This is a genomic window from Pseudomonas sp. NFACC24-1 (assembly GCF_900115235.1).
Lineage (GTDB): Bacteria > Pseudomonadota > Gammaproteobacteria > Pseudomonadales > Pseudomonadaceae > Aquipseudomonas > Aquipseudomonas fluorescens_AA.
Window position 1 is genome coordinate 289162 of the sequence record NZ_FOVS01000002.1, and the last position, 25899, is coordinate 315060.

The 25899-nt window shown below is 61.7% G+C and carries 23 protein-coding genes; 13 read left to right on the forward strand and 10 right to left on the reverse strand.

Annotated elements, in window-relative coordinates; all coding sequences use genetic code 11:
- Positions 1 to 29: 29 nt before the first annotated feature.
- The 4 genes from BM317_RS03500 to BM317_RS03515 form a co-directional block, all read right to left on the reverse strand.
- A complete protein-coding gene (locus BM317_RS03500) occupies positions 30 to 1274 on the reverse strand; it encodes a hypothetical protein (protein ID WP_092166323.1) in 1245 nt (414 codons plus the stop codon).
- 46 nt (positions 1275 to 1320) lie between these two features.
- Positions 1321 to 2568, reverse strand: a complete 1248-nt coding sequence (locus BM317_RS03505; protein ID WP_092166322.1) for a hypothetical protein — start codon at positions 2566 to 2568, stop codon at positions 1321 to 1323.
- An 89-nt stretch (positions 2569 to 2657) separates the two neighbouring features.
- Positions 2658 to 5192 carry a CS1-pili formation C-terminal domain-containing protein gene (locus tag BM317_RS03510; protein ID WP_092166313.1) on the reverse strand — a complete coding sequence of 845 codons (2535 nt, stop codon included), beginning with the start codon at positions 5190 to 5192 and terminating at the stop codon, positions 2658 to 2660.
- 125 nt (positions 5193 to 5317) lie between these two features.
- Positions 5318 to 5803: a CS1 type fimbrial major subunit gene (locus BM317_RS03515; protein ID WP_092166312.1), complete on the reverse strand. Its 486-nt coding sequence runs from the start codon at positions 5801 to 5803 to the stop codon at positions 5318 to 5320.
- A gap of 422 nt (positions 5804 to 6225) precedes the next feature.
- Here BM317_RS03515 and BM317_RS03520 point away from each other — a divergent pair, with 422 nt between their 5' ends.
- The 4 genes from BM317_RS03520 to purT all read left to right on the forward strand — a co-directional run bounded on the left by BM317_RS03520 (position 6226) and on the right by purT (position 9625).
- Positions 6226 to 6807 (forward strand): PadR family transcriptional regulator, encoded by a 582-nt coding sequence (locus BM317_RS03520; protein ID WP_092473103.1) that lies wholly within the window; start codon positions 6226 to 6228, stop codon positions 6805 to 6807.
- Entirely contained in the window at positions 6800 to 7585 is a 786-nt protein-coding gene (locus BM317_RS03525) for a siderophore-interacting protein (protein WP_092473105.1), read from the forward strand. The genes BM317_RS03520 and BM317_RS03525 overlap by 8 nt, the downstream gene beginning before the upstream one ends.
- A 290-nt stretch (positions 7586 to 7875) precedes the next feature.
- Positions 7876 to 8343, forward strand: coding sequence for a preQ0 transporter (locus tag BM317_RS03530; RefSeq protein WP_092166309.1), 468 nt, complete (start codon positions 7876 to 7878; stop codon positions 8341 to 8343).
- Between the two features lie 100 nt (positions 8344 to 8443).
- The gene (purT, locus tag BM317_RS03535; protein WP_092166308.1) at positions 8444 to 9625 is read left to right on the forward strand and encodes a formate-dependent phosphoribosylglycinamide formyltransferase; all 1182 of its coding nucleotides are present in this window, start codon (positions 8444 to 8446) and stop codon (positions 9623 to 9625) included.
- Positions 9626 to 9893: 268 nt separating this feature from the next.
- Here purT and BM317_RS03540 read toward each other — a convergent pair whose 3' ends face one another.
- On the reverse strand, positions 9894 to 12308 hold the full coding sequence (locus BM317_RS03540; protein WP_092473107.1) for a glucose/quinate/shikimate family membrane-bound PQQ-dependent dehydrogenase: 2415 nt from the start codon (positions 12306 to 12308) through the stop codon (positions 9894 to 9896).
- Between the two features lie 486 nt (positions 12309 to 12794).
- Here BM317_RS03540 and BM317_RS03545 point away from each other — a divergent pair, with 486 nt between their 5' ends.
- Positions 12795 to 13025, forward strand: coding sequence for a VF530 family protein (locus BM317_RS03545; protein ID WP_003205228.1), 231 nt, complete (start codon positions 12795 to 12797; stop codon positions 13023 to 13025).
- 12 nt (positions 13026 to 13037) lie between these two features.
- The gene (locus BM317_RS03550; protein ID WP_092473174.1) at positions 13038 to 13691 is read left to right on the forward strand and encodes a Pr6Pr family membrane protein; all 654 of its coding nucleotides are present in this window, start codon (positions 13038 to 13040) and stop codon (positions 13689 to 13691) included.
- A gap of 175 nt (positions 13692 to 13866) precedes the next feature.
- Here BM317_RS03550 and BM317_RS03555 read toward each other — a convergent pair whose 3' ends face one another.
- The 3 genes from BM317_RS03555 to BM317_RS03565 are packed head-to-tail and all read right to left on the reverse strand — an operon-like array spanning position 13867 to position 15213.
- On the reverse strand, positions 13867 to 14076 hold the full coding sequence (locus tag BM317_RS03555) for a DUF1289 domain-containing protein (protein ID WP_092473109.1): 210 nt from the start codon (positions 14074 to 14076) through the stop codon (positions 13867 to 13869).
- Positions 14073 to 14597, reverse strand: a complete 525-nt coding sequence (locus tag BM317_RS03560; RefSeq protein ID WP_092166304.1) for a gamma carbonic anhydrase family protein — start codon at positions 14595 to 14597, stop codon at positions 14073 to 14075. The genes BM317_RS03555 and BM317_RS03560 overlap by 4 nt, the downstream gene beginning before the upstream one ends.
- A 16-nt stretch (positions 14598 to 14613) precedes the next feature.
- Positions 14614 to 15213: a CoA pyrophosphatase gene (locus BM317_RS03565; RefSeq protein WP_092166302.1), complete on the reverse strand. Its 600-nt coding sequence runs from the start codon at positions 15211 to 15213 to the stop codon at positions 14614 to 14616.
- A gap of 145 nt (positions 15214 to 15358) precedes the next feature.
- On the opposite strand from BM317_RS03565, the gene BM317_RS03570 reads away from it, so the two are divergent.
- Positions 15359 to 15910, forward strand: coding sequence for an NUDIX hydrolase (locus tag BM317_RS03570; protein ID WP_092166299.1), 552 nt, complete (start codon positions 15359 to 15361; stop codon positions 15908 to 15910).
- A gap of 40 nt (positions 15911 to 15950) precedes the next feature.
- A complete protein-coding gene (locus BM317_RS03575) occupies positions 15951 to 16457 on the forward strand; it encodes a L,D-transpeptidase family protein (protein WP_072409000.1) in 507 nt (168 codons plus the stop codon).
- Between the two features lie 56 nt (positions 16458 to 16513).
- Here the strand turns inward: BM317_RS03575 and BM317_RS03580 are convergent, their stop codons facing one another.
- Positions 16514 to 16819, reverse strand: a complete 306-nt coding sequence (locus tag BM317_RS03580; RefSeq protein ID WP_092166297.1) for a hypothetical protein — start codon at positions 16817 to 16819, stop codon at positions 16514 to 16516.
- Between the two features lie 265 nt (positions 16820 to 17084).
- On the reverse strand, positions 17085 to 17444 hold the full coding sequence (locus BM317_RS03585; protein ID WP_092473111.1) for a DUF6124 family protein: 360 nt from the start codon (positions 17442 to 17444) through the stop codon (positions 17085 to 17087).
- Between the two features lie 741 nt (positions 17445 to 18185).
- On the opposite strand from BM317_RS03585, the gene BM317_RS03590 reads away from it, so the two are divergent.
- The 5 genes from BM317_RS03590 to nagE are packed head-to-tail and all read left to right on the forward strand — an operon-like array spanning position 18186 to position 25351.
- The gene (locus BM317_RS03590; RefSeq protein ID WP_060740822.1) at positions 18186 to 18917 is read left to right on the forward strand and encodes a GntR family transcriptional regulator; all 732 of its coding nucleotides are present in this window, start codon (positions 18186 to 18188) and stop codon (positions 18915 to 18917) included.
- Between the two features lie 17 nt (positions 18918 to 18934).
- Positions 18935 to 20041 carry an N-acetylglucosamine-6-phosphate deacetylase gene (nagA, locus tag BM317_RS03595; protein ID WP_092166295.1) on the forward strand — a complete coding sequence of 369 codons (1107 nt, stop codon included), beginning with the start codon at positions 18935 to 18937 and terminating at the stop codon, positions 20039 to 20041.
- Positions 20022 to 21044, forward strand: a complete 1023-nt coding sequence (locus BM317_RS03600) for an SIS domain-containing protein (protein ID WP_092166294.1) — start codon at positions 20022 to 20024, stop codon at positions 21042 to 21044. Before nagA ends, BM317_RS03600 begins: the two co-directional genes overlap by 20 nt.
- A gap of 41 nt (positions 21045 to 21085) precedes the next feature.
- The gene (ptsP, locus tag BM317_RS03605; RefSeq protein ID WP_092473113.1) at positions 21086 to 23602 is read left to right on the forward strand and encodes a phosphoenolpyruvate--protein phosphotransferase; all 2517 of its coding nucleotides are present in this window, start codon (positions 21086 to 21088) and stop codon (positions 23600 to 23602) included.
- Between the two features lie 33 nt (positions 23603 to 23635).
- Positions 23636 to 25351, forward strand: coding sequence for an N-acetylglucosamine-specific PTS transporter subunit IIBC (gene nagE, locus BM317_RS03610; protein ID WP_092473115.1), 1716 nt, complete (start codon positions 23636 to 23638; stop codon positions 25349 to 25351).
- Positions 25352 to 25899: the final 548 nt, after the last annotated feature.

Sequence of the window (25899 nt, forward strand, 5' to 3'; positions counted from 1 at the left end):
CTCACTAAAAATCCTGGCCGACAGGCCGTTTAAACTTCCGAATCCCAGACCACGGTGACGTTGCCGGAGTAGGCCTTGGCGCCACTGTCGAGCATCTCTTCGACGCTGCCTTGCGCCACTTCGAAGTGCAGCATCCCGGGCCGGCGGTCGACGTAGAAGGTGGGCTGGAACAATTCGGTGCCACTGCCGTCACGCAACAACGGGCGACGGGCGACCGGTTGCCCGGCGGCATCCGTCAAACCCTCGGGCAGGGTCACGCTGACGTTCACCGGCACGGCGTGACCGGTGCCGGTTTCGGAAATCGCACAGGTGTTGCCGCTGATGGTCTGGCATTCGATGGCCATCTTGAAACGCGAAGACGCGGAGATGTGGAAACGCTGGTCGCGGAACAGTCGCGTGGGTTTGCGCCCGCTGTTCAGCCAGGCTTGCCAGCCTTCCTGGGGGACCAGTTCGACGCGGTTGCCGCCGGGGGGTACATCCACTTTGAGGGTGTGTTCGACGTCCAGCTTGAAATTGAGGGTGATCACCGAGTCGTTGGGGATCATGACGTCCCCCATGTCAAAGTCCTGCCCCGGCCCCACGCCATAGGACACTGAGCCCGTGTATTGACCGGATGACATTTTCAAGGGGTTGGGGGTGCGCAACTCGTAGGCAAAGTCCAGATGTAGGTATGACATGCTAGGAATCAAATAACTGGCCCTTTTGGCGCACACGCCTTCGACTGGAGTCTTCCAGAAGAAGTTATAGATCAAGCTGTTCAGGGTCCCGAAATTGGTGGATCGACATGGCGATGGCGCATACATCCAGCTAGAACCGCCCCATAACCTCCTGTGGGCGGTCGTGTTATCCACGCCGCCACCCACCAGTTCCACGACGCTGACGGGAAGTTGATAGCGCGAGCCAACGCCGGAAATGCGCACTTGAACTATCTCGGTTTCGCCAGTATCGGTATGGGTCACCTGGGCCAACCGCCAGGTGGCGGGCACATCGAACATGGCACCTTGCCGAGAACTCCCGTGGTTGGCCTGGATGGGGCCGGTCGAATCGAAAACGATGGGCACTTGAAGGCTGAACATCTTTTCCCGTTCGCATACCGCCGGATACAGCGCGCAATAACCCGATACCGGCGTGGTATTGAGAAAGGTGTTTTCATTGGGTTTCGAGGGGTCCGGCCTGAAGACGGCGGTGACTTCCTTGTTCACGGCACTGGCCGTGGATGCACAAGCCAACAACATCACCAAAACCATGCCTCGCACTGCTGGTAACTGCTTCATCTAAACCCCACCCTCAAATCGGCTCGGACTGGCCAAGCCATGCCTTTTAAACTTCCGAATCCCAGATCACCGTGACGTCGCCGCTATAGCGCGTGGCGCCGCCGTCCAGCATCTCTTCGACGCTGCCTCGGCCGACCTCGAAGTGCAGCATTCCCAACCGGCGGTCGACATATAAGCCCGGCTGGAACAACTCGGTGCCACTGCCATCGCGCAACAGCCGGCGCCGGTTGACCGGTTGCCCGCTGGCGTCCGTCAAGCCATCGGGCAGGGTCACGCTGACGTCCACCGGCACGGCGTGCCCGCTGCCGGTTTCGGTGATCGCGCAGGTATTGCCGCTGATGTGCTGGCACTCCAGCCCCATCTTGAAACGGGAAGAGGCGGAGATATGGAAGCGCTGGTCGCGGAACAGCCGCGTCGGTTTACGCCCGCTGTTGAGCCAGGCTTGCCAGCCGTCCTGGGGCACCAGTTCCACACGGTTGCCGCCGGGGGGGACTTCGACCTTGAGGGTGTGTTCGACGGTCAGGTTGAAGTTGAGGGTGAGCACCGAATCATTAGGGATCATGACGTCGCCCAGGTCGAGGTCCTGGCCCGGCCCGATGCTATATGTCAGCGTTCCTGCGTATTGACCGGACGACATCCCCAATGGATTAGGGGTGCGCAGCTCGTAGGCAAAATCCAGGTGGGTGTAGCGCATTTCGGGGATCAGATAAAGGGCTTGTTTGGAACAAATTCCTTCTCGTGGAGTTTTCCAAAAAAACTCGTAATCCATAAAGCTGTAGATGCCAACACCAGTGATTCCACATGGGGTTGGAGCATTCACCCAGGAGGAGCCTCTCCATAACCTCTGATGGGCGACAAGGTCGCTCACGCCGCCACCTACTAGATTGGCCACACCTCCAGGAATTCGGTATCTGGAACCAATACCCGAAAAGCGCAGTTCAACGATTTCAGTTTCGCCTGTAGCAGTATGAGTAACCTGTGCTGGACGCCAGTCAACAGGTACTTTGAACATTGCCCCTTGTCGAACGCTTCCATGACTAGCCTGGATAGGGCCTGCCGAACCGAATGTAACGGGTAATCGAAGGCTGAACATCTTGGCCTGCGCGCACTGATCCGGATAAGTCGCGCAATAACCACTGACCGGAGTGGTATTGCGAAAAGTATTTTCTTGGGGTTTCGAAGCATCAGGCCTGAATATCGCAGTGATGTCCCGGCTCACGGCATTGGCAGCAGGCACGCAAGCAAGCAACAACAGCGAAACCACGCTGCGCACGGCTACCGATAAGGGTTTCATCTATACAACCTCATACATCAATGCGAATCCTTGCAGGTTTTGGTGGGGAAACTTCACTGTGGGAGCAAGCCTTGCTCCCACAGCTCAGGTCATGAGCGTTGCTTCGCCGGGTCAGTCGCAGCCAGCGAGCTGTCAGCCAAACTGTCCGGGGTGCAGCGCAGGTCGCCGATCATCAACACGTCGCCTTCCTCGGTGGCGGTTTCCGGGTCGAGGCGGAAGCGGCAGAACAACTCGTTGCCGTAGCGCACTTCCAGGGTCGGGGACGCGGCATTCATCTCCATGGAGAAGAACCCGTCCACCTCGCTGACGCCGCGGCTGGCGTGGTTGATCACGTGATGGCCCTTGAGCGGCTGGCCCTGTTCGTCCAGCAGGCGGCCGAGCACGGTCACGGTTTTCATCACGCTGACCTTGCGGTAGTCCACGCCGCCCTTGTTCAGGTGATAACGGGTGCGTGCCGGCTCGATGCTCGCCGCCGGCGGATGGACGCCCTCGAAGTCGAAGGTGACCATGCTGTTTTTATAAGCGGTGATCGGCACGAAGTTACGGCCCGGGTGCAACGTGGTGCTGCCGCCAGTCAGGTCGTCGGCACGCAGGACGATGTTGTCCAGGTCGGTCTCCACGTCAACGATCATCCCGGCGCCGCGACCTTGCGGCACCCCGGTGAAGGCGGCTTTGCGGCCGCCCACAGCCACCGTGCTGCTGAGGTTCAGGCCGCCGGTGAGGTTGTCGTTGTAGGACGAGCGCTGGATGAAACCATCGCCGTAAAGCGAGTCGGTACTGAAGCTGGCGAGGCCGGACAGGCCCACGCCATAGGTATCGGCCAGCGCCGTGGCGGAGACGTTTTGCAACACGTGGTCCTGGAGGTCGCGGCGATAGGTCAGCGAGGCATTGTTGTCCCGGTCGCCCTCGCGGGAAGTGCGGGTGCCGATGCTGCCCGACCAGTATTCGCCCGGGCCGCCCAAGGCCACGCTGAGGCTCAGGTCCACGCCCCGATTGCGCCGGTCGTTGGTGCTCGAAGAGCCAGGACGGTCGAACACCGACAACCGCCAGTTGGCATCGCTGCCACGCAGCTTGCCGCGCTGGGTCCAGCCCAGGTCCAGGCCCGTGCCCTGGACATTGCCTTCGCTGTAGGCCAGCCGCCCGTTGAGGGAGGTCTTGTTGCTCAAGCGATGATTGACCGACAGCGACGAGTTGCTGGTTTGACCGACGTACACGTTGCGCTGGCGGATACGGGTGCCGTCCGGCAGGGTTTCGTAGGTGTTGCGGGTATCCAGCCAACTGCGGTTGTGGCTGGCCACGACGCTGCCATTGCCGTAGCTGTACATGCCCTGCAAGTCCATGCCGGTGCCGTACTGTTGGGTCTGGTAGACATTGGCGAACAGGCTGGTACTGCTGCCCAGCGTCCAGTCCACCGAAGTGCCCACTTGCAGTTTGTCCTGCACCTGACGCATCGAGCCCCCCAGGATCACCCGTGGGTGCAGCAGGTAATTGACGCCGAGGCCCGCCGTGGTGAAACCCGAGGGCTGGTCGTCCCAGTTGCTCCACAACCGGGTTTCCCGCCCGGCGAACAGGTTGTAGCGCCAGCGATCTTCCGTGCTGCTCCAATTGCTGGGTTTGTAGACCAGTTCCTGGCTGGTGGCGGTGGTTTGCCCGTCCTCGATCAGCCGGACTTCCACTTCGTAGATACCGCCAGGCAATGGTCGCGTGTCCAGGCTCTGCAGGCCGGCGCTGACGGCCTGGGTGTTGATCAGCAGGCCACTGCGATAAATCTCCACCGACGCCTGGCGGCTGGCGGTGACATAAATAGGGTAGACGCTGGGCTTGGGATTATCGACGACCAGGCTGTCGGAACTGCCGAACATCACCCCCAGCGCAGTGTCCGGGTTGGCGCCGAACGAACGGATCTGACGGTTCAGGCCATCGGAGCTGGGCGTGAAATAACCCAGGCGGAAAAAATGTCCTTCCAACTCTCGTTGGGTATAGAGCTCGTGGATGGCGTGGTAAGTCTTGTCGTCCGGCCCACCAAGACGCGAGAGCTGAAGGTCCAGGGATTGGCTCCAGTTGCCCACGCTGGAACTGGCGTTGAGGCCATAGCGTCCCCCGGTGTCCTGTTCCTGGCCACCATTGAGATTGAGTTGGTTATTGAAGATAAGGCCGAAGCTGCCCTCTTTGGGCTGGTCGTAAAAACGCCGGGGCTCGGTCGAGCGCTCGACGTCTTGGGTCAGGATCGACACCAAGGAGTTCTCGAGGCTGTAATGCACGGCCAGCAACCCCGCCGAACAATTGGTTTCACAGGCGCCGAGCGTGATGCCCTGCTTGAGGCGTTGTTCCCATTGCTCGCGTTCGACCGCCTTGATCGAACTCTCTTGGGTGTCGGTGAATTCAAGCAAGGTAATGCGATCATCGCGCGTCAGGACCACCATGGCTTCACCGAGATACTGTTGATTGAGTTCAATACGAACCGCGATGGGCACATCGAAGAAGTGGGACTCAAACTCCGCCGGCAGCCCCTTGGCCTGGGACAGCAGACTCTTCGGCGTTGTACCGGGGGCAGTCGGCGCGGCCAATGCGCTGGCGCACAGCAACAGCGCGAGCGCACCCGCGATGGGTGTCATCGGTAACATCAACGGACTCTCATAATCAGCGAGCTATGGGGGTATTTCAGATGCGGGCCGACCGGTCGGGGAGAACCGGTCGGCCTGCTGCCAGGCCCGGGGGGAAGGTGAGACTCACCGGGCAGCGAATGGCATTACGGGCGTGGCACGGCGTCGAAGATGACGGTCATGTCGGCGGTGTACACACCATTCTGGGTGTTGAGAGGCTTGGCCGGGAGGATGACCATCTCGGCCTGGGTCCCTGGGGTGGAGGTTGCATCGTCTACCACTTCCTGGGTCTGGCCGGTCAGGGTGACGCCGTTGAAAGTCGTGGTCAGGTCGATGGCATCCCTGCCGTTGTACAGCGCAGCCGGGCCGTTTTCGATGTAGGCATTGACCGAACCGACGGTGTTTTTCACGTTGTAGGTCTGGCGCAGCGAAGTCAGGGTGCCGTTGACCGTGTTGTACGTCATGGTCTCGTTCTTACCCCAATTCGCGTCCGTTGGCTGCACGTGGAACTGATCGGTCGGGATATTTGCGGTGATATGGATGGACGAACGTGCGTCGTCAGCAGCGAAAGCCAGCGAAGAACTCAGGGCCGCGGCGGTCAGGGAAGCTGCGGTTACGATTTTCATGAGCATTGTTAACACCTGTTCATAGCAATAAAGAGGGAAGGGCTGAAGTTGCAGGCCAAACACAGCTTGGCGTGCCCCTTTCAACGCCGGTGCATGATCGTCGCTCTTTAATTAAAAATAAGCAGGAAAGTTCGCATAGGCTTGTAGTAAAGCGAACATACAACACAGAGAAAAATACGCAATTTTCGATAAAACGTAACTTTTAATGTAAGAGCATTCCCACATTCCCACTAGTTACGGTTAATACTTCCTGATACCCACCCGGTTTCGTCCCGCAAACTTAAGGGATTCAGGTAAGGTCATACTTCATCTCTTGTAGGACACAACTAAGATATATCTTCATTCCAAGATGTATCTATATAAGCGAAGATATATCTGAAGTCAAAGATATATCTCGATTCTATTTATGCGCAACAGAGAGCAAACACATGACAGTCCTTTATTCCCCTTCCACTCATGAACAGGGTCGTCAGGATGGCTTCGAACGACGCCCGCCCGGTCGCGAGCGCGGCAGTCGCGGCCCACGGGTTTTCGCCCCCGGCGACTTGAAATTGCTGTTGCTGGCCCTGATTGCCGAGAAACCTTGTCACGGCTACGAGCTGATCCGGCAGATCGAGTCCATGTTCGACGGCGCCTACAGCCCCAGCCCCGGCGTGATCTACCCAACCCTGACCCACCTTGAAATGGGTAAGATGATCAGCGGCGACGCCGAGGGTGGAAAAAAGTGTTACAGCGCGACCGATGCCGGACGTCTATTCCTTCAAGACCAGGCCGAAGCGCTGGACGGCGTGCGGATGCGCATCGAAACCAGCAAGCGCACCCTGCGTGACCAGGATCGGCCTGCCGAGATCCACGAAGCGGTGGGTCACCTGCGTGATGCGCTACAGATGCATCAAGGCCGCTGGAGCCCGGAAGAAATCCTGCGGGTGCGCGGCCTGCTCAACGACACCGTCAAAGCCATCATCGACGGCCCTGCCCGTCCCTCTGTTTCGGAGTCAAGCAATGACTGAACACGATCCAAACACCATTCACCGCGTCAGCCACGAGATCAAGCGTCGCCGCCTGCAAGTGTTGCGGGTGGTGGACCTGACCCCACGCATGCGCCGCATCACCCTCGGCGGGCCGGAACTGGCCGGGTTCGCCAGCCTGGGCACGGATGACCATGTGAAATTGCTGTTCCCTCAGAACGCCGAGGAACAGGCCGCCCTGGATAACTTCAACCCCAGCGCGGGCAAGGCCCAAGGCCCGATGCCCGAGATGCGCGACTACACGCCACGGCGCTATGACCTGGACACCTTGGAGCTGGACATCGATTTCGTGCTCCACGGCGACGGCCCGGCCTCGACCTGGGCGGCCCAGGCCGCCCCCGGGCAATACCTGAACATCGCCGGGCCCCGGGGCTCGATGATCGTGCCGGACATCTTCGACAGCTACCTGCTGGTCGGCGACGAAACCGCCCTGCCCGCCATCGCCCGCCGCCTCGAAGGCCTGGCACCGAACCGACGGGCCCTGGTGGTGGTTGAAGTGGAAAACGGCGCCGAACAGCAGATCCTCCAGAGCCCGGCGCAGGTCCAGGTGATCTGGGTATTGCGCGAAGGCCGCCAGGACAACCTGCTGCGAACCGTGCAACAGCTGGAAATGCCCGGCGGCAAGCTGTACGCCTGGGTCGCGACCGAGAGCAAGGTGTCGCGGCAGATTCGCAAGGTGTTGCTGGAGGAGAAAGGGTTGGACCAGGACTTTGTGAAGGCGGTGGGGTATTGGAAGGCGGAGGGTAGTGAGGAGGATTGAGAGACTGGCGGCTGGACTACCCTGTCCACCGGACAACACAGCCCCCTGTGGCGAGGGGATTTATCCCCGCTGGGCTGCGCAGCAGTCCCAAAACCAGACAACTCGGTGTATCAGATAAATTGAGGGGGCTGCTTTGGGGGCTGCTTCGCAGCCCAGCGGGGATAAATCCCCTCGCCACAGATAAGTACCTCTCCACAGATAAGTACCTCGCCACAGATAAATGGCTCTTACCATAAGGGCTATCGTTGTCCTTGAGCGCTTTACCAACATCCCACCAGAGACTCCGCCCCATGCTCTTCCTCCTCGCCTACATCGCCAGCGTCGTGCTGATCAACTTCGCGTTTTCCGCCGCGCCGCACCTGGACATCATCTGGTCGGCCTGGGGCGGGCTGGTGTTTGTCCTGCGGGACATGGTGCAGACGCGTTTCGGCCATGGCGCCATCGTGGCGATGCTGGTGGCGCTGGTGTTGTCCTACGTCACTTCGGACCCGACCATCGCCCTGGCCAGCGCCACGGCATTCGCCGTGTCCGAGTGCATCGACTGGCTGGTGTTCACGATCACCAAGCGCCCGCTCCATGACCGGTTGTGGATCAGCTCGGCCCTGAGCATTCCCCTCGACACCTTCATTTTCTTCGGTCTGATCGATGCCCTGACCCCGGGCGTAGTGATCACCGCCCTGGCCTCGAAATTCGCCGGCGTCACGGCCGTCTGGCTGATCATGGCCTGGCGTTTGCGCAAGCAAACCGTCGCCACCTGAAGCCAAACCCCGCGGTTCATGTAAAATGCCGCGCTTTCTCCCCATGGGAAGCTCGCCCGGCGCGCCCCCCGATGATCCGCTCCTGTTTGAGGACCTTCAGATGACCCGTATCGGAACCCCATTGTCGCCCACCGCGACCCGCGTTTTGTTGTGTGGCAGCGGTGAGCTGGGCAAGGAAGTGGTAATCGAGCTGCAGCGCCTGGGCGTCGAGGTGATTGCCGTGGATCGCTACGCCAACGCGCCGGCCATGCAAGTGGCCCACCGCAGCCATGTGATCAACATGCTCGACGGCGCCGCCCTGCGTGCGGTGATCGAGGCCGAGAAACCGCACTTCATCGTGCCGGAAATCGAAGCCATCGCCACCGCCACCCTGGTGGAACTGGAAGCCGAAGGTTTCACTGTAATCCCTACGGCTCGCGCCGCGCAGTTGACCATGAACCGTGAAGGCATCCGGCGCCTGGCCGCCGAAGAACTGGGCCTGCCGACGTCGCCGTATTTCTTCGCCGACACCGTCGAAGACTACCGCAAGGCCGTGGAAACCCTGGGCTTCCCCTGTGTGGTCAAGCCGGTGATGAGTTCCTCGGGCAAGGGCCAGAGCCTATTGCGTGGTAGCGATGACGTGCAGAAAGCCTGGGACTACGCCCAGGAAGGTGGCCGCGCCGGCAAGGGCCGGGTCATCATCGAAGGCTTTATCGATTTCGACTACGAAATCACCTTGCTCACCGTACGTCACGTGGGCGGCACCACTTTCTGCGCACCGGTCGGTCACCGTCAGGAAAAAGGCGACTATCAGGAATCCTGGCAACCCCAAGCCATGAGCCCGGCGGCCCTGGCCGAATCCGAACGTGTGGCCAAGGCCGTGACCGAGGCCCTGGGTGGACGTGGCCTGTTTGGCGTCGAGTTGTTCATCAAGGGCGACCAGGTGTGGTTCAGCGAAGTCTCGCCACGTCCGCATGACACGGGTCTGGTGACACTGATTTCCCAGGACCTGTCGCAGTTCGCCTTGCACGCCCGCGCCATTCTCGGCCTGCCGATCCCACTGATCCGCCAGTTCGGCCCGTCGGCCTCGTCGGTGATCCTGGTGGAAGGCCAATCGACCCAGACCGCGTTCGCCAACCTGGGCGTGGCCCTGAGCGAACCGGACACCGCGCTGCGCCTGTTCGGCAAACCGGAAGTCAACGGCCAGCGCCGCCTGGGCGTGGCCCTGGCCCGCGACGAGTCCATCGAAGCGGCCCGCGCCAAGGCAACCCGGGCTTCGCAAGCGGTGAAGATCGAGTTGTAAAACTGGGCGGGATACAGTCCCCCTGTGGTGAGGGGATTTATCTGTGGCGAGGGGATTTATCCCCGCTGGGCTGCGAAGCAGCCCCCCAAAACAGTCCCCTCAATCTTTCTGATCCACCGAGTTGTCAGGTTTTAGGGCTGCTTCGCAGCCCAGCGGGGATAAATCCCCTCACCACAAAAACCGGGTGCTGCCTCAACCTGAGTGAAATTGGCACAAAAAAAGGCGACACCCGCCAAGGTGTCGCCTTTTTCATGGGCGCCGGTTTTGCTTAATCCGGCAGCTTGTAGGCAATCACATAATCACCCTGCTTGGTCCCCAGGGAGCCATGACCACCCGCAACGACCAGCACGTATTGCTTGCCGTCCTTGCCGGTGTAGGTCATTGGCGTGGTCTGGGCGCCGGCGGGCAGGCGGCCTTCCCACAGCTGCTTGCCGTTTTTCACGTCATAGGCACGCAGGTACTGGTCCAGCGTACCGCTGAGGAACGCCAGGCCGCTGCCAGTGGTGAACGTGCCACCCAGGCTCGGAACCCCCATGCTCAACGGGATCGGGACCGGCGAGCTGTCGCGCACAGTGCCGTTCTTGTGTTTCCACAGGGTCTTGTTGTTGGTCAGGTCCACGGCGGCGACATAACCCCACGCCGGCGCCTGGCAAGGCAGGCCCATCGGCGAGAGCAGCGCTTCGAGGATCACGCCATACGGCGCGCCTTTGTTCGGCTGCACGCCTTCGGTTTCGCTCTTGCGACCCGGACCACCGGCCACTTCCGCCGCTGGCACCAGCTTCGACTTGAACGCCATGTAGCTCGGGTTGACGAAGGCGATCTGGCGCACCGGGTCCACCGAAATGCCGCCCCAGTCGAATACGCCGAAGTTGCCCGGGTAGACGATCGAGCCTTGCAGCGACGGCGGGGTGAACATGCCGTCATAGCGCAGCGACTTGAAGTCGATCCGGCACAACATCTGGTCGAACGGAGTCACGCCCCACATGTCGCGTTCCTTGAGGACCGGCGGCACGAAGTTCAGGTCGGACATCGGTTGGGTCGGCGAGGTGTGGTCACCTTCCACCGCGCCTTGCGGCACCGGGATTTCCTTGATCGGCACGATTGGCTGGCCGTTGCTGCGGTCCAGCACGTAGATGCTGCCCTGCTTCGTCGACGCCAGGACGGCGGGTTTCACGCCATCGGCGGTCTTCATGTCCATCAGCGTCGGTTGACCGCCGACGTCCATGTCCCAGAGGTCGTGGTGGGTGAACTGGAAGTACCAGCGCACCTTGCCGGTGGCAATGTCCAGGGCGGTCAGGCCGGCGGCGTATTTTTCCGATTCCGGGGTACGCAGGCCACCGAACTGATCGGGGGTCTGGTTGCCCATCGGCAGGTAGAGCATGCCGAGTTTTTCATCGACGCTGAACATGGACCACATGTTCGGCGAGTTGCGGGTGTAGGTCTGGCCTTCGGCAATCGGGGTGGTGTCGTCCGGGTTGCCGCTGTCCCAGTTCCACACCAGCTTGCCGGTGTGCACGTCGTAGGCACGGATCACACCGCTCGGTTCGTCGGTGGAGACGTTGTCGGTGACGTGGCCGCCGATCACCACCAGGTTCTGGGTGACCGCCGGTGGCGAGGTGGAGTAGTAACCGCCGGCCGTGAAGCCGCCGATGTTGGCGGTCAGGTCGACCTGGCCTTTGTCACCGAAGTCTTCACACATCTTGCCGGTGTCGGCGTTGAGGGCGATCAGGCGGGTGTCGGCGGTCGGCAGGAAGATCCGCCGCGGGCAGACGGTGCTGGCCGGTGCGGTGCTGGCAGTGCCGGTGGGGCTCTGTTCGGCGGAGGCGTACACCGCGTCATCGTGATAGGTCACGCCACGGCAGGTCATGTGGGCCCAACCCTTGAAGTTTTCCGCTTTTTGCGTGGAAAGCTTCGGATCGAAACGCCAGATTTCCTTGCCGGTTTCAGGCTCCAGGGCAATCACCTGGCTGTGAGGCGTGCACACGTAGAGCATGCCGTTGACCTTCAGCGGGGTGTTTTCGGCGGTGGTTTCCCCCGGGTCGTTCGGCCCTGGCAGGTCGCCAGTGCGGTAGGTCCAGGCTTGCTTCAGCTTGCTGACGTTCTCGGGGGTGATCTGCGCCAGCGGCGAATAGCGGTCGCCATGGGCGCTGCGGCCATAGGAGTTCCAGTCGCCGTCCGGCATGGCTGGAGCGGTGTTGGTCATGCCTGGCACGCTGTCGCGGTCCAGTTGGCCCTTGATCTCACCCGGGTTGGTGAACTGGCTGGCGAGCGCGGCGATACCGGCAATGACCACGGCGGCGCCCAATGCACGGGTGCCCATGGCCGAGGCATCGGCGGCCAACAGCGGGCGACGGAACCACGGCAGCAACATGACGATGCCCTGGGCAAACAGCAGCGCCAGGCGCGGCACCAGTTGCCACCAGTCCAGGCCCACTTCCCACAGCGCCCATACGGTGCTGGCGAACAGCACCAACGCGTACAGGCCCAGGGCCGCGCGACGGGCCATGATCAGCAGCACGCCGGTCAGTGCCAGGCCGATACCGGCCAGCAGGTAATACCACGAGCCGCCCAGCGTGCTCAGCTTGACTCCCCCGGCCAGCAGGGCCAGGCCCATCAATAGAAGCAGAATGCCGAGCAGGCTCGGTAGCAGACGGCTTCGACTCAAAGCACCCTCAGTGCTCATAGTGTGATTCTCCGTGATGTTTTAAGGAGGCCCGCGCAAAGTTTCACTGTAGATGACGATCCTTTGGGGGCATGGTTCAGTTAAAAGTGTCCGGATATTGCGAAGAAACGAGGTGGGAGCGGGCTTGCTCGCGAAGGCGGTGGTTCAGTCGACCTCATCGTTGACTGGCACGACGCCTTCGCGAGCAAGCCCGCTCCCACAGAAAAGCAGTTCGCCGCAGATGCAGAGATAGCGCTGTCTTTTAAGTTGAAGGCAGAGCATCGGGGATAGCTCGACAGCTCTGGCACACGGCAAGAAGCGTTTCAGCAAGCGGCGCAAGGATAATGTTCTGTTACAGATTGAGAAAGGGCTTTTGTTGACATGGATCATCTCGGATTTGGTAACAGTGCGCCTGCCCTGGAGCCTTACGATGAAGGCTATGCTTCCACCACGAGGGCACCTCGGCTAAGGTGCGCGGCTTTACCCTTTTTTGCGCGAAGGCCTTCCATGACCGAACCCAACAACAACCCGCTGCACGGCGTGACGCTGGAGCAGATCCTCAACGCCCTCGTGCAGCACTACGAATGGTCAGGCCTGGCCGAACGCATTGATATCCGCTGCTTCAAAAGCGACCCGAGCATCAAGTCGAGCCTGACCTTCTTGCGCAAGACCCCTTGGGCGCGGGAGAAAGTCGAGCGCCTGTACATCAAGTTGATGCGCACCAAACGGCCGGTCTGAGCCGCCGTGGAGATTGATACAGGTCCTCGCCTCACCCTGCGCCAGCGCTTCGTGTCGGTCACGGCGCTGCTGGCCTGGGCGGGGTTGAGCATCCAGCTGTATCTGATCCTGCTGGGTCGCTGGGAACTGGGGGCGAGCCTGCTGGGCGGGTTGGTGAGTTTCTTCAGTTTCTTCACGGTGCTGACCAACCTGTGGGTGGCGGTGGTCCTGACCTGGGAGCTGACCCCTCGCCCAGCCCCGGCCCGCCGCTGGTTCCTGCAGCCCAGCGTACGCAGTGGCGTTGCCGTGAGCATCGCCCTGGTCAGCCTGGCCTACAACCTGCTGCTGCGCCACCTCTGGCAACCCGAAGGCTGGCAGTTCGTGGCCGACGAATTACTGCATGACGTGGTGCCCTTGCTCTACATCGCCTATTGGTGGCGGTGGGTGCCCAAAGGCAGCTTGCGCCTGGGCCACATCGGACTGTGGATGATCTATCCCTTGGTCTATTTCGCCTATGTCCTGCTGCGGGGGGATTTACTGGCGGCCTATCCCTACCCTTTCATCGACGTGGCGAGCCTGGGTTATCCACAGGTGTTCATCAATGCCGGGGGGATACTGGCGGGATTTGTCGGGATTGCGTTGGGGGTGGTGGGGTTGGGTCGGTGGGTGGGGCGGCGGTCGCATTAGGCATCGCTGGTGAATCACTTGTGGCGAGGGGATTTATCCCCGTTGGGCTGCGCAGCAGCCCCTCTTGACAGCCTAAGTGTTTCCCCAGATAGACCTGGAAGCCTGATTTGGGGCTGCTTCGCAGCCCAACGGGGATAAATCCCCTCGCCACAGGAGCTGTGTCATAAATGGGGATTCAAGACCCGGCCGGCAACATCCACACCAACCCACTGGCCTTGGCCCGTTCATGACACAACGCCAGGACACCACGGCGTTCGTCGTTGTCCATCCGGCTCCACCGGGTGATTTCCGCCACGGTGCGCTGGCAGCCGGTGCAGATGTCGTCATCGTCCAGCGCGCAAATGTTCACGCAGGGCGAAGGCACCGGGCGTTCAGGGGCGCTCATGGTTCCTGCTCGGCCAGGTCGCGGGCGTAGCGCTGGGCATTGTGCACATAGTGCGCCGCACTGGCCACGAGCATGTTCTTCTGGGCTTCGGTCAATTCACGCACCACCTTGCCGGGCGAGCCCATCACCAGGGAGCCGTCGGGAATTTCCTTGTTTTCGCCGATCAGCGCATTGGCGCCGATGATGCAGTGCTTGCCGATCTTCGCGCCGTTGAGGATCACTGCGTTGATGCCGATGAGGCTGTAGTCGCCCACCGTACAGCCATGGAGCATGGCGTTATGGCCGATGGTCACGCCGGTGCCGATGGTCAGTGGATAACCCATGTCGGTGTGCATCACCGTGCCGTCCTGCACGTTGCTGTCCTTGCCGATCAGGATCAGCTCGTTGTCGCCGCGCAGCACGGCGTTGAACCAGACATTGGCGCCCTCTTCCAGGCGGACCTTGCCCACCAGCGTGGCGTTGGGTGCGACCCAGCTCTGTGGGTGGGTGTCGACACGGGCATCGCCCAGGCGGTATTTCATGGGAATCCTCGGGGCATCAGGTATTGATGAAGCTTTTTGGCGGGGTGTGCAGGTCGATCCCGGCGTCGTACAGCAGGTTGACCAACTCGACGATCATGATCGCCGTCAGCCCCCAGATCTTGTACTCGCCAAACCGATAGCTGGGCACATACCAACTGCGGCCCTGGTAATCGATCCGGTGCGTGTGTTCGCGCGGATCCTTGCGGAAAAACTCCAGCGGCACGCTGAACACCGCCGCGATCTCGGCATCGTTGGCCTGGTATTCGACGTAGTCCGGAATCACCCCGACATACGGCGTGACCTTGATGCCATGCAGCGAGATCAACGGGCTGAGAGGGCCGATCACTTCCACCAGGCCGGGGGGCAGACCGATTTCTTCCTCGGCTTCGCGCAGGGCGGTGAAGATCAGGTCCGGATCTTCCGGGTCGCGACGCCCTCCGGGAAACGCCACTTCGCCGCCATGGGTCGATAGCCCGCTGGCGCGCAGGGTCAGTACCAGTTCCGGTTCGTCACTGCGGGTGATCGGCACCAGTACCGCGGCTTCAGGGAAACGTCGGTCGGCCTGCAGGTCGTGTGGGGTGTGGTTGCTTACTCGATGCAGTAGCTCGTCCAGCATGAGACTTCTCGATTTATTCGCTACCTTGCATCATGCACCAATCATTCAAGCGGCCCAACCCCCGCACCGCGTCGTGTCGCGAAACGACAACTTGCCGACACCTGCCGCGCACGCCAAGATAGGCGCAGCATTCAGGAACCCAAGCATGAAATTCTGCAGCCAGTGCGGTAACCCGGTGACCCAGCGCATACCCGAAGGCGACTCGCGCCTGCGCTTCGTTTGCGACACCTGCCACACCATCCACTACCAGAACCCCAACATCGTCGCTGGTTGCGTACCGACCTGGGGCAGCAAGGTGTTGTTGTGCCGGCGCGCCATCGAACCGCGACGCGGCTACTGGACCCTGCCGGCCGGTTTCATGGAGAACGGCGAGACCATCGAACAGGCCGCCGTGCGCGAAACTGCCGAAGAGGCTTGCGCCCGGGTGCGAAACTTGAGCATCTATACGCTGATTGACGTACCGCATATCAGCCAGGTGCATGTATTCTTCCGCGCCGAACTGGTGGACGAGGATTTCGCCGCCGGGCCCGAGAGCCTGGAAGTGAAGTTGTTCGAAGAAGCGGACATTCCCTGGGACGAGCTGGCTTTCCGTACGGTGGGCCGCACCCTGGAATATTTCTATGCCGACCGCCGGGCCGAGGATTACCCGGTGCGATCCGAATCGATCCCGCCGCTGGCTCAGCCGGCCAACACCTGAAAACCCATACAGTCGAAACACCTCTAGGGATATCGTTTCAATGCGCTGGTTGCTTGTCCTGTTCTGCTTGTCGTTCACCGCTGTGTCCCAGGCCGCTGCCGTGGGAACCTACAACGGCAAGGTCATCGAAAAAGTGCTGGTGCTCAAGTCCGCCCATCAATTGCAATTGATCAACGACGGCAAGCCGCTCAAGACCTATCGCATTTCCCTGGGCAAGGGCGCCAAGAAAGGCCCCAAGCTGATCGAGGGCGACAAGCGCACCCCCGAGGGTTTCTACTGGATCGACTGGCGCAAGACCAGTGACCGGTTCTACCTGTCGATGCACATTTCCTACCCCAATATCAGCGACGCCGCCCGCGCCCGCCGTGAAGGCGTGGAGCCGGGAGGCATGATCATGATCCACGGCACGCCTGATTCGGAAGAAAACCCTGAACAGCTGTTCCATACCCTGGACTGGACCGATGGCTGCATCGCCATGCGCAACGTGGACATGCGCGAAGTCTGGAACCTGGTGCCGGATGGCACGATGATCGAAATTCGGCCTTGAAAGAAAGCTTGTCTGGACAGATGGCTTTTGGCTGATGGTCAGCACTTCTGACAACATCAGGGTGCAAGAACCTCAAAAGACCATGGGCGCGAACTCACACCATTGGCGTGGGCTTTGAGCTTATATTCCTTGACGGTCGTCTCTACGTCCTCAAACTTCCAGATCCCATGATGGTCAGCGTAAGTTTTTAAAAACTCCTTAGGACCATCCCCATCAAACAGCAAAACCTGGCTATCGATGGGGGCATAGCCCTGCACGAATATTTTCCTAGCGGTTGTTGTTCCACCGTCTGGAATGTATGGCACGTCAGTCCGAACTCCAACCCACACAATAGCCAGAGGCGGTAGCTTTTCAGTCGCCATGATGGTTCTCCTGGTTCATTAACATCGGAGACTCATTAAGCTGCATGTGTAGCGCGCTGACTACTGTAAGAGATGACAGGTGGGAGAAGCTTTCCGACCACTGGTAATCATCCAAACTTAACGGTCTGAGTTGGCCCCATCGCGAGCAAGCTCGCTCCCACAAACCTATGTGTCGTTTGCTGAATTCGTGAACAACACAGGCCCACTGTGGGAGCGAGCCAGCCCGGGCGGCGATCCGACGATGAGGCCGCCGCCCCTTACTGCATCAAGTCCGAATCTCTACCCGATCCAAAGCCTTGTCCGCCAGCAGCGCCCCCAGCTCGATGATCTGGAGCACCCCCAATAACACATGCCGCCGCGAGCCATCCATGTCAAAGGCCAGATCATTGAGCATCGCATTGGCCGAGGCCAGGGTTTCGCTGAGGTTGGCCAACAGGACTTCGGTATCGACAGCATCGCTCACGTTGAACAATTGCGACGAGGGCTTGGGTTCTGGCGGGTTGTCCTGGGGCTTGAGGTAATGGTCCAGCGCACGATCAGCGGCCTCTTGCAGCTTTTCGGGGGCGTAGTCACCGTAGGGGAAAGTCGAAGCGGGTTTTGGAGGGTTCGGAGTTTCTTTGATCATTGAGCAGCTCCTGATTCAATGGAGCCACCACCATTCCGCGGTCAAACAAAAAAGTGGCAGCTGTACGCGGGTTGACCGACCGGAAATCAGGCATTCCGGTACGTCCGAAGACGTCCCACGCACAGCCGCCGCGACACGATACCTCAGACGAAAGAAAAACGCCTGAAATAGGTCTTGGAGCGCTGGCTTGCCTGGATTCTCGAGCGGTCAAACCCGGTCGCTGAATTGGCAGCGACACCCAAAGGCTAGAGCCCCCGCTTCCGAGGGACAACCCTAAAAACGTGTCGGAAATTTCGGTGCGTCTGACAGACCGCTATCTCTGTGGCGAGGGGATTTATCCCCGCTGGGCTGCGCAGCAGCCCCAAGCAATCCCCCACGCCGAGTTGTCAGGTTAGGGCCGCTGCGCGCCCCAGTGGGGATAAATCCCCTCGCCACAACAGCGCGGTAGCCTTGGTGGGCTCGGACGACCGCCCGTCAGCATCGAAAAATAAAATCAAAAGATCCCATCTTCAGAAATTACCTACAGATGAATACCAGTTCACCCAGTAGGCGTTGTCGCAGTTGAAGATCTTTGCGTTCGAATCCCCTCCCCCTAATACCACTTCAATCCCACCCCGATAAAACCCTCTAACAACGCCTCCAGAACCCAGGCAAGCGGCGTTGACATGGTATTCAAGTGGTATTAGCTTCCATCCCACTTACCGAGCGACAACAACTCGACAACCGCATCGGACACCCCTTATGAACGACATCCTGGCCCTGCGCCCTGACGACACCCAACCCACGCCGCTGTACCTGCAATTGGCGCGTAACCTGGAGACGGCGATTCATGCCGGCCAGTGGAAAGCCGAGCAGGCGATGCCGTCCGAGCGCAGCTTGAGCGAGCAACTGGGCATTTCCCGAGTCACCGCCCGCAAGGCTTTGGAAGTGTTGTTCGAACAAGGCTTGATCCGCCGCAACCAGGGCTCGGGCACCTTTATCACCCCGCGTCTGGAGCAGCCGCTGTCACGCCTCAGCGGCTTCAGCGAGATGCTGCGGCTCAAGGGCTTTGTGCCCGGTTCCCAATGGCTGGAGCGGGAAATCACCCCGCCCACCCACGAAGAACTGATCCGCCTGGGCCTGTCGCCCACCGACAAAGTCGCGCGGCTCAAGCGCCTGCGCAAGGCCGACGACACGGTCATGGCCATCGAGATGAGCACCCTGCCCGCCTCGATCATTCCCAAGCCGCAAGCGGTGGGCGATTCCCTCTACGCATTTCTCGACGGCATCGGCAAGCCGGTGGTGCGCGCCCTGCAACACATCCAGGCCATCAACGCCTCGGACGAATTCGCCGCCCTGGTAGGCATCGCCCCCGGCACCGCGATGTTGCTGATGACCCGGGTCGGCTACCTGGAAGACAACACCCCCATCGAAGTCACCGACACCTATTGCCGCAACGACTACTACGACTTTGTCGCAGAACTGCGGCGCTAGACGACCAGAGAACGCCCATGTCCGAAGACAACATCCTCACCTGCGACGGCTGGGTTCGCGGCCGCCTGCTCCATGCGCACGGCAAAGTCGTGTCCATCGAAGGCCAGCCCTGCGATCCGGCCAGCAATGACCTGCCCTACCTGCTGCCCGGTTTCATCGACCTGCACGTCCACGGCGGTGGCGGCAAGGACATCATGCAAGGGACTTCGGCGTTCGAGACCATCGCCCGCACCCACCTGCGTTTTGGCACGACCGCACTCTTGGCCACCACCATGACCGCCCCCAGCGAAGAGATCGCCAGCGTGCTGCAGGCCCTCGGCGTGTTCTGTGAGCAGCGCCCGAACGGCAGCGCCCGGGTCTTGGGGGTGCACTTGGAAGGCCCCTACATCAACCCCGGCAAACTCGGCGCGCAACCGAATTTCGCCCACACCGCGCTGCTGGCCGAGGTGGAGAGCTACCTGGCCCTGGCGCCGATCCGGGTGATTACCATCGCCCCGGAAATCGCCGGTCATGATGACTTGATCCGTGCCCTCAGCGCCCGGGGCGTGCGCATGCAGATCGGCCATACCCTGGGCAGCTATGAAGAAGGCGTCGCCGCATTGGCGGCCGGGGCCAGCAGTTTCACCCATTTGTACAACGCCATGAGCCCGCTGCATCACCGCGAACCGGGGATCGTCGGCGCGGCCCTCGCCCATGCGCAATATGCCGAGTTGATCCCGGACTTGCTCCACGTACACCCGGGTGCGATGCGCGTGGCCTTGCGTTCAATCCCGTGCCTGTATTGCGTTACCGACTCCACCGCCGCCGCCGGCATGCCCGACGGCGAATACAAGCTCGGCAGCCACACCGTGACCAAGTGCCTGGGCGGGGTGCGCCTGGCCGATGGCACCCTGGCCGGCAGCACCCTGACCATGGACCAGGCCCTGCGCAACCTGGTGAAGATCGGCCTGCCCATCGCCGAAGCCTCCCAGCGTCTGTCCCAATTTCCCGCCGACTACCTCGGCCTGCCCGAGCGCGGTCGCCTGCAACCCGGCGCCTGGGCCGACTGCGTACGCCTTGACCGTTCCCTGACCCTGACCGACGTGATGGTCGAAGGAGAAGCCATTGACTTCCAAAATGCTTGAAGAGGCCCTGGCCTCCCATGAAGCGGTCGAGCGCCAGTTGCAGCGACTGGACCCGGCCCTCGAGGAAATCGCCGGACGCCTGCGCCGCCAGCCACCGCAAGTGGCAATGACTATCGCCCGCGGCAGCTCCGATCACGCCGCCAGCTATTTCGCTTACCTGGCCATGCAGCAACTGGGCATCCCGGTGGCCTCGCTGCCGATGTCGGTGGTGACCATGCAACAGGCGCCGCTGAAGGTCAGCGGCCAGGTGGCGTTCGGGTTTTCCCAGTCGGGACAGAGCCCGGACCTGGTGAACAGCCTGCGCTTGTTGCGCAAGCGTGGCGCCTTGAGCGTGGCCCTGGTCAACGCCACCGACTCGCCTCTGGAAGCCGCCTGTGAATTCAGCGTGCCGTTGTGTGCCGGCGTCGAGAGCAGCGTCGCCGCGACCAAGAGCTTCATTGCCACCCTCAGCGCCAGTGCGCGACTGGTGGCCCACTGGAAAGCTGACGCCGAGTTGCTCGAAGCCGGCAGCGCGCTGCCCGAGGGCCTGCGCGAGGCCGCCCGCCAGGACTGGCACAGCGCTGTCGACGCCCTGCGCGACTGTCAGCGGTTGATGGTGATCGGCCGGGGCGCCGGGTTCGCCATCGCCCAGGAAGCAGCGCTCAAGTTCAAGGAAACCTCGGCGATCCAGGCCGAAGCCTTCAGCAGTGCCGAAGTTCGCCACGGGCCCATGGCGCTGATCGATCATGACTACCCGCTGCTGGTGTTCGCCCCCCGCGGTGCCGAACAGGCCGGCGTGTTGAGCCTGGCCGCGGACATGCGCCAGCGCGGTGCCCGGGTCCTGCTGGCGGCACCTGATGACATTGTCGAACGCGACCTGACCTTGAGCCGCGCCGAACACCCGGCCCTGGACCCGATCCTGGCGATCCAGAGCTTCTACGCGATGGCCGCGAGCCTGGCCGTGGCCCGGGGCCTGGACCCGGACCAGCCGCGGCACCTGAGCAAGGTCACCCGTACCCACTGATCCGACTGCTTTTCAAACAAGAGCCTGAAGAGAGCGAGCCCATGCCCAACAACAATAAAGAGCTGATCCTCAGCGCCCCCCTCAGCGGCCCGGTGCTCACCCTCGCCAATGTCCCGGACGCGGTGTTCGCCAGCGGCGCCATGGGCGATGGGATCGCCATCGATCCGCTGAACGACACCCTCTACGCGCCGTGCGACGCAGAAGTGATCCACGTCGCCCGCACCGGCCACGCCGTGACCCTGCGGGCCGACAATGGCGCCGAACTGCTGCTGCACCTGGGCCTGGATACGGTCGAGCTGCAAGGCGACGGGTTTTCCATGCTGGTCAAGGAAGGTGCACGGGTCAGCCATGGCCAGCCGCTGCTGCGGTATGACGTGGATAAAGTGGCGCTGCGCTGCAAAAGCCTGGTCAGCCTGCTGGTCATCACCAACGGCGAGCATTTCCAGGCACGCCCCATCACGCTTAAAGGGGTGAAGGTCGGCGACCCGCTGCTGCACATCCTCGCCAAGGCCGGCGACCAGGCGGAACATCACGACCAAGACGGCGGCGGCATCGAAGTGTTCGGCCAGGTCCGCATCGCCCATCGCGGCGGTCTTCATGCTCGCCCGGCGGCCCTGGTGCGCCAGACCGCGCAAGGCTTCAAGAGCCGTTCGCAGTTGCATTTCAGCGGCAAATCGGCCTCCTGCGACAGTGTAATAGGCATGATGGGGCTGGCCATCACCGAACAGGCACAAGTGCACGTCAGTTGCCGGGGCAGCGATGCCGAGGCGGCGTTGCAAGCCTTGCTGACGACCTTATCCACAGCCCTGGTGGAAGAAGTCCATGCCAACGCGCCGCCACCCGAACCACCACGGGCGAATGCAGAAGAAGGTGTGCTGCACGGCGTATGTGCCGCGCCCGGCCTGGTGACCGGGCCGCTGATTCGGTTGAGCGGCATTCAATTGCCGGAAGACACTGGCGGCCATGCCATCGAAGACCAGCGCCAACGCCTGAGTGACGCTCTGGCCCAGGTCCGTGGCGAAATCCACCTCACGCTGGAGCACGCCCGGGCCAGGCAGCACCGCGATGAAGAGGCGATTTTCAGTGCCCACCTGGCGCTGCTGGAAGACCCGCTACTGCTGGATGCCGCCGAGTTCTTCATCGAACAAGGCAGTGCCGCGCCCCACGCCTGGAGCCGCTCCATCGACGCGCAATGCCAGGTCCTGCAACAACTGGGCAGCACGCTGCTGGCCGAGCGCGCCAACGACTTGCGTGACTTGCGCCAACGGGTCCTGCGGGCGTTGCTGGGTGAGGCCTGGCAATTCGACGTCGCGGCGGGCGCCATCGTCGCCGTCCAGGAACTGACCCCGTCGGACTTGCTGCAACTCAGCGCCCAAGGCGTGGCCGGGGTTTGCATGGTCGAGGGCGGCGCGACGTCCCATGTGGCGATCCTGGCCCGAGGCAAAGGCCTGCCATGCCTGGTGGCGCTGGGCGAGGCACTGCTTGCGCAGGCGCCAGGACAATCGGTGGTGCTGGACGCTGACGGGGGCCGCCTCGAACTCACACCAACCGCCGAGCGCCTGGCGCAAGTACAGCAAGCACAGACCCGACGCACGGCCCTGCGCGCCCAACAACAGAGCCTCGCCCACACGCCGGCGCGAACCGTCGATGGCGTGGAGGTTGAAGTCGCCGCTAACGTGGCCTCCAGCGCCGAAGCCGGCCAAAGCCTGACCAACGGTGCCGATGGCATTGGCTTGTTGCGCACCGAATTTCTCTTCGTCGACCGCCGCACCGCCCCCGACGAAGAAGAGCAGCGTCAGGCTTATCAAGCCGTACTCGATGCCATGGACGACAGGCCGGTGATCATTCGCACCATCGACGTGGGCGGTGACAAGCAACTGGACTACCTGCCACTGCCGAGCGAAGCCAACCCGGTACTGGGCCTGCGCGGCATTCGCCTGGCCCAGGTGCGACCGGACCTGCTCGACCAGCAACTGCGCGCCTTGCTGCAAACCCGTCCGCTGGACCGCTGCCGGATCCTGTTGCCCATGGTCACCGAAGTCGACGAACTGCTGCACATCCGCCAACGCCTCGAAGCCCTCGGCACCGAGCTGGGCCTGAGCGAACGCCCGCAACTGGGGGTGATGATCGAAGTGCCGGCCGCGGCGTTGCTGGCCGAACAATTGGCCGAACATGCGGACTTCCTCTCCATCGGCACCAACGACCTGTCGCAATACACCCTGGCCATGGACCGCGACCACGCCGGCCTCGCCGCCCGGGTCGATGCCTTGCACCCCGCGTTGCTGCGGCTGATCGCCCAGACCTGCGCCGGTGCCGCCAAGCATGGGCGTTGGGTCGGCGTGTGCGGAGCCCTGGCCTCGGACCCATTGGCCACGCCCGTACTGATCGGCCTGGGTGTACGCGAACTGTCGGTCAGCCCGCCGCAGATCGGCGAAATCAAGGACCGCGTGCGCCACCTCGACGCCGCGCAGTGCGCTCGCTTGAGCAACGAACTGCTGAACCTGGGCAGCGCACTCGCGGTACGCCGTGCCTGCCATCGACATTGGCCCCTGGGCTGAGCCACTTCGAAGAACAATAAAGGGAGAGACGCCATGTACCAGCATTTCATCGAAGGGCTGCAACGCCTCGGCCGGGCACTGATGCTGCCCATCGCGATCCTGCCCATCGCCGGCTTGTTGCTGCGCCTGGGCGACACCGACCTGTTGAACATCGCCATCATCCACGACGCCGGCCAGGCGATTTTCGCCAACCTGGCGATGATCTTCGCCATCGGCATCGCCGTGGGCTTCGCCCGGGACAACAACGGTACGGCGGGGTTGGCCGGGGCCATCGGCTACCTGGTGATGATCGCGACCCTGAAGGTGCTCGATGCCAGCATCAACATGGGCATGCTCGCCGGAATCATCAGCGGCCTGCTGGCGGGAGCGCTGTACAACCGCTTCAAAGACATCAAGCTGCCGGAGTACCTGGCGTTCTTTGGTGGCCGGCGCTTCGTGCCGATTGTCACCGGCTTCAGCGCCGTCGGGCTGGGCGTGGTCTTCGGCCTTATCTGGCCGCCGATCCAGCAGGGTATCAACGGTTTCGGCGCCATGCTGATGGAAAGCGGCAGTTTCGGTGCCTTCGTGTTCGGGGTGTTCAACCGATTGCTGATCGTTACCGGCCTGCACCACATCCTCAATAACATGGCCTGGTTCATCTTCGGCAGTTTCACCGATCCCGACACCGGTGCGGTGGTCACCGGTGACCTGAGCCGTTATTTCGCCGGCGACCCCAAGGGCGGCCAATTCATGACCGGCATGTTCCCGGTGATGCTCTTCGGCCTGCCCGCCGCGTGCCTGGCGATGTACCGCAATGCCTTGCCCCAGCGGCGCAAGATCATGGGTGGGATCCTGCTGTCCATGGCGCTGACCTCGTTCCTGACCGGTGTCACCGAGCCGATCGAGTTCGCCTTCATGTTCCTCGCGCCCCTGTTGTTCCTAGCCCATGCGCTGCTCACCGGCGTATCGATGGCCGTGACCAATCTGCTGGACATTCACCTGGGCTTTACCTTCTCCGGCGGCTTCATCGACATGGTCCTGGGCTGGGGCAAATCCACCAACGGCTGGTTGGTCGTCCCGGTGGGCCTGGCCTACGCGGCAATCTATTACCTGGTGTTCGACTTCTGCATCCGCCGCTTCGACCTGAAGACCCCGGGGCGTGAAGAGGTACCGGCAGGCGACAAACCGGCCATCGCCGAAAACCAGCGGGCCGCGGCCTACATCCAGGCCTTGGGCGGCGCCGACAACCTGATCACCATCGGTGCCTGCACCACGCGCTTGCGGCTGGACATGGTGGATCGCAACAAGGCGTCCGACGCCCAGCTCAAGGCCCTCGGCGCCATGGCCGTGGTGCGCCCCGGTAACGGCGGGAGCCTGCAGGTGGTGGTGGGGCCGATGGCCGACAGCATTGCCGACGAAATCCGCCTGGCGGTGCCCTCCTCCCTTCGCCTGGTCACCGCGCCGGTGCCGAATGCCCCTGCACCGACGACACCTGCCGCCCTTTCCAGCATCGAAGCGCAACAATGGCTGGACGCCCTCGGAGGCCAGGACAATGTCCTGCAACTCGAGTGCGTGGCGACGAGCCGGCTACGGGTGCGACTGGCCGATGACAAGGGCTTGTCGGAAAACCGGCTCAAAGGGTTGGGGTGTCAGGGTATGAGCCCGTTGGAAGGTGGCGTCTGGCACCTGCTGCTGGGGGAAAAGGCACCGAGGTTATGGCAGGCGTTGGATAGCCTGACGCATGGCCGCAAGGTCGATGCCGGGGCCTAGCACCACCGTCCGCCCACTGGACTGCGTTGTAGGCGCTGTGTAGGAGCTGTGTAGGAGCTGTCGAGTGCAACGAGGCTGCGATCTTTCCCTAGACACTTGAATCCCAACGAAAGATCAAAAGATCGCAGCCTTCGGCAGCTCCTACGAACCCAGCGAGCTTGCTCGCGATGAGGGCGGTACTTATTGCATCAAGCCCGAACCTGTACCCAACCGAAAAGTTATCTAGCGCGAACCCTCGACAAAACCCTCGATTAAAGGTCATCAACCAAGAGCTATCAACTGTCAGAAATAACAGGTAACGGATAATTCCGACCAGTAACGGCCAACAAACACATCCTGATGTTCGCGACCACTTCCAACTGAGATGCTTGTTACAAAATAAGATCTTACAGCCCAGCACAGTCATCTATTCTCACTCTCACCAGTGAACCGAGGCACACCCCAGCGTTGCCTTCGCACTGAGCAATCGATAATTAAACTGTCAATTCGAAGAATATGTCGTAATGAAGTATGTGATTCGATTGGCATCCTCGTTTCAGGAGAGGTGT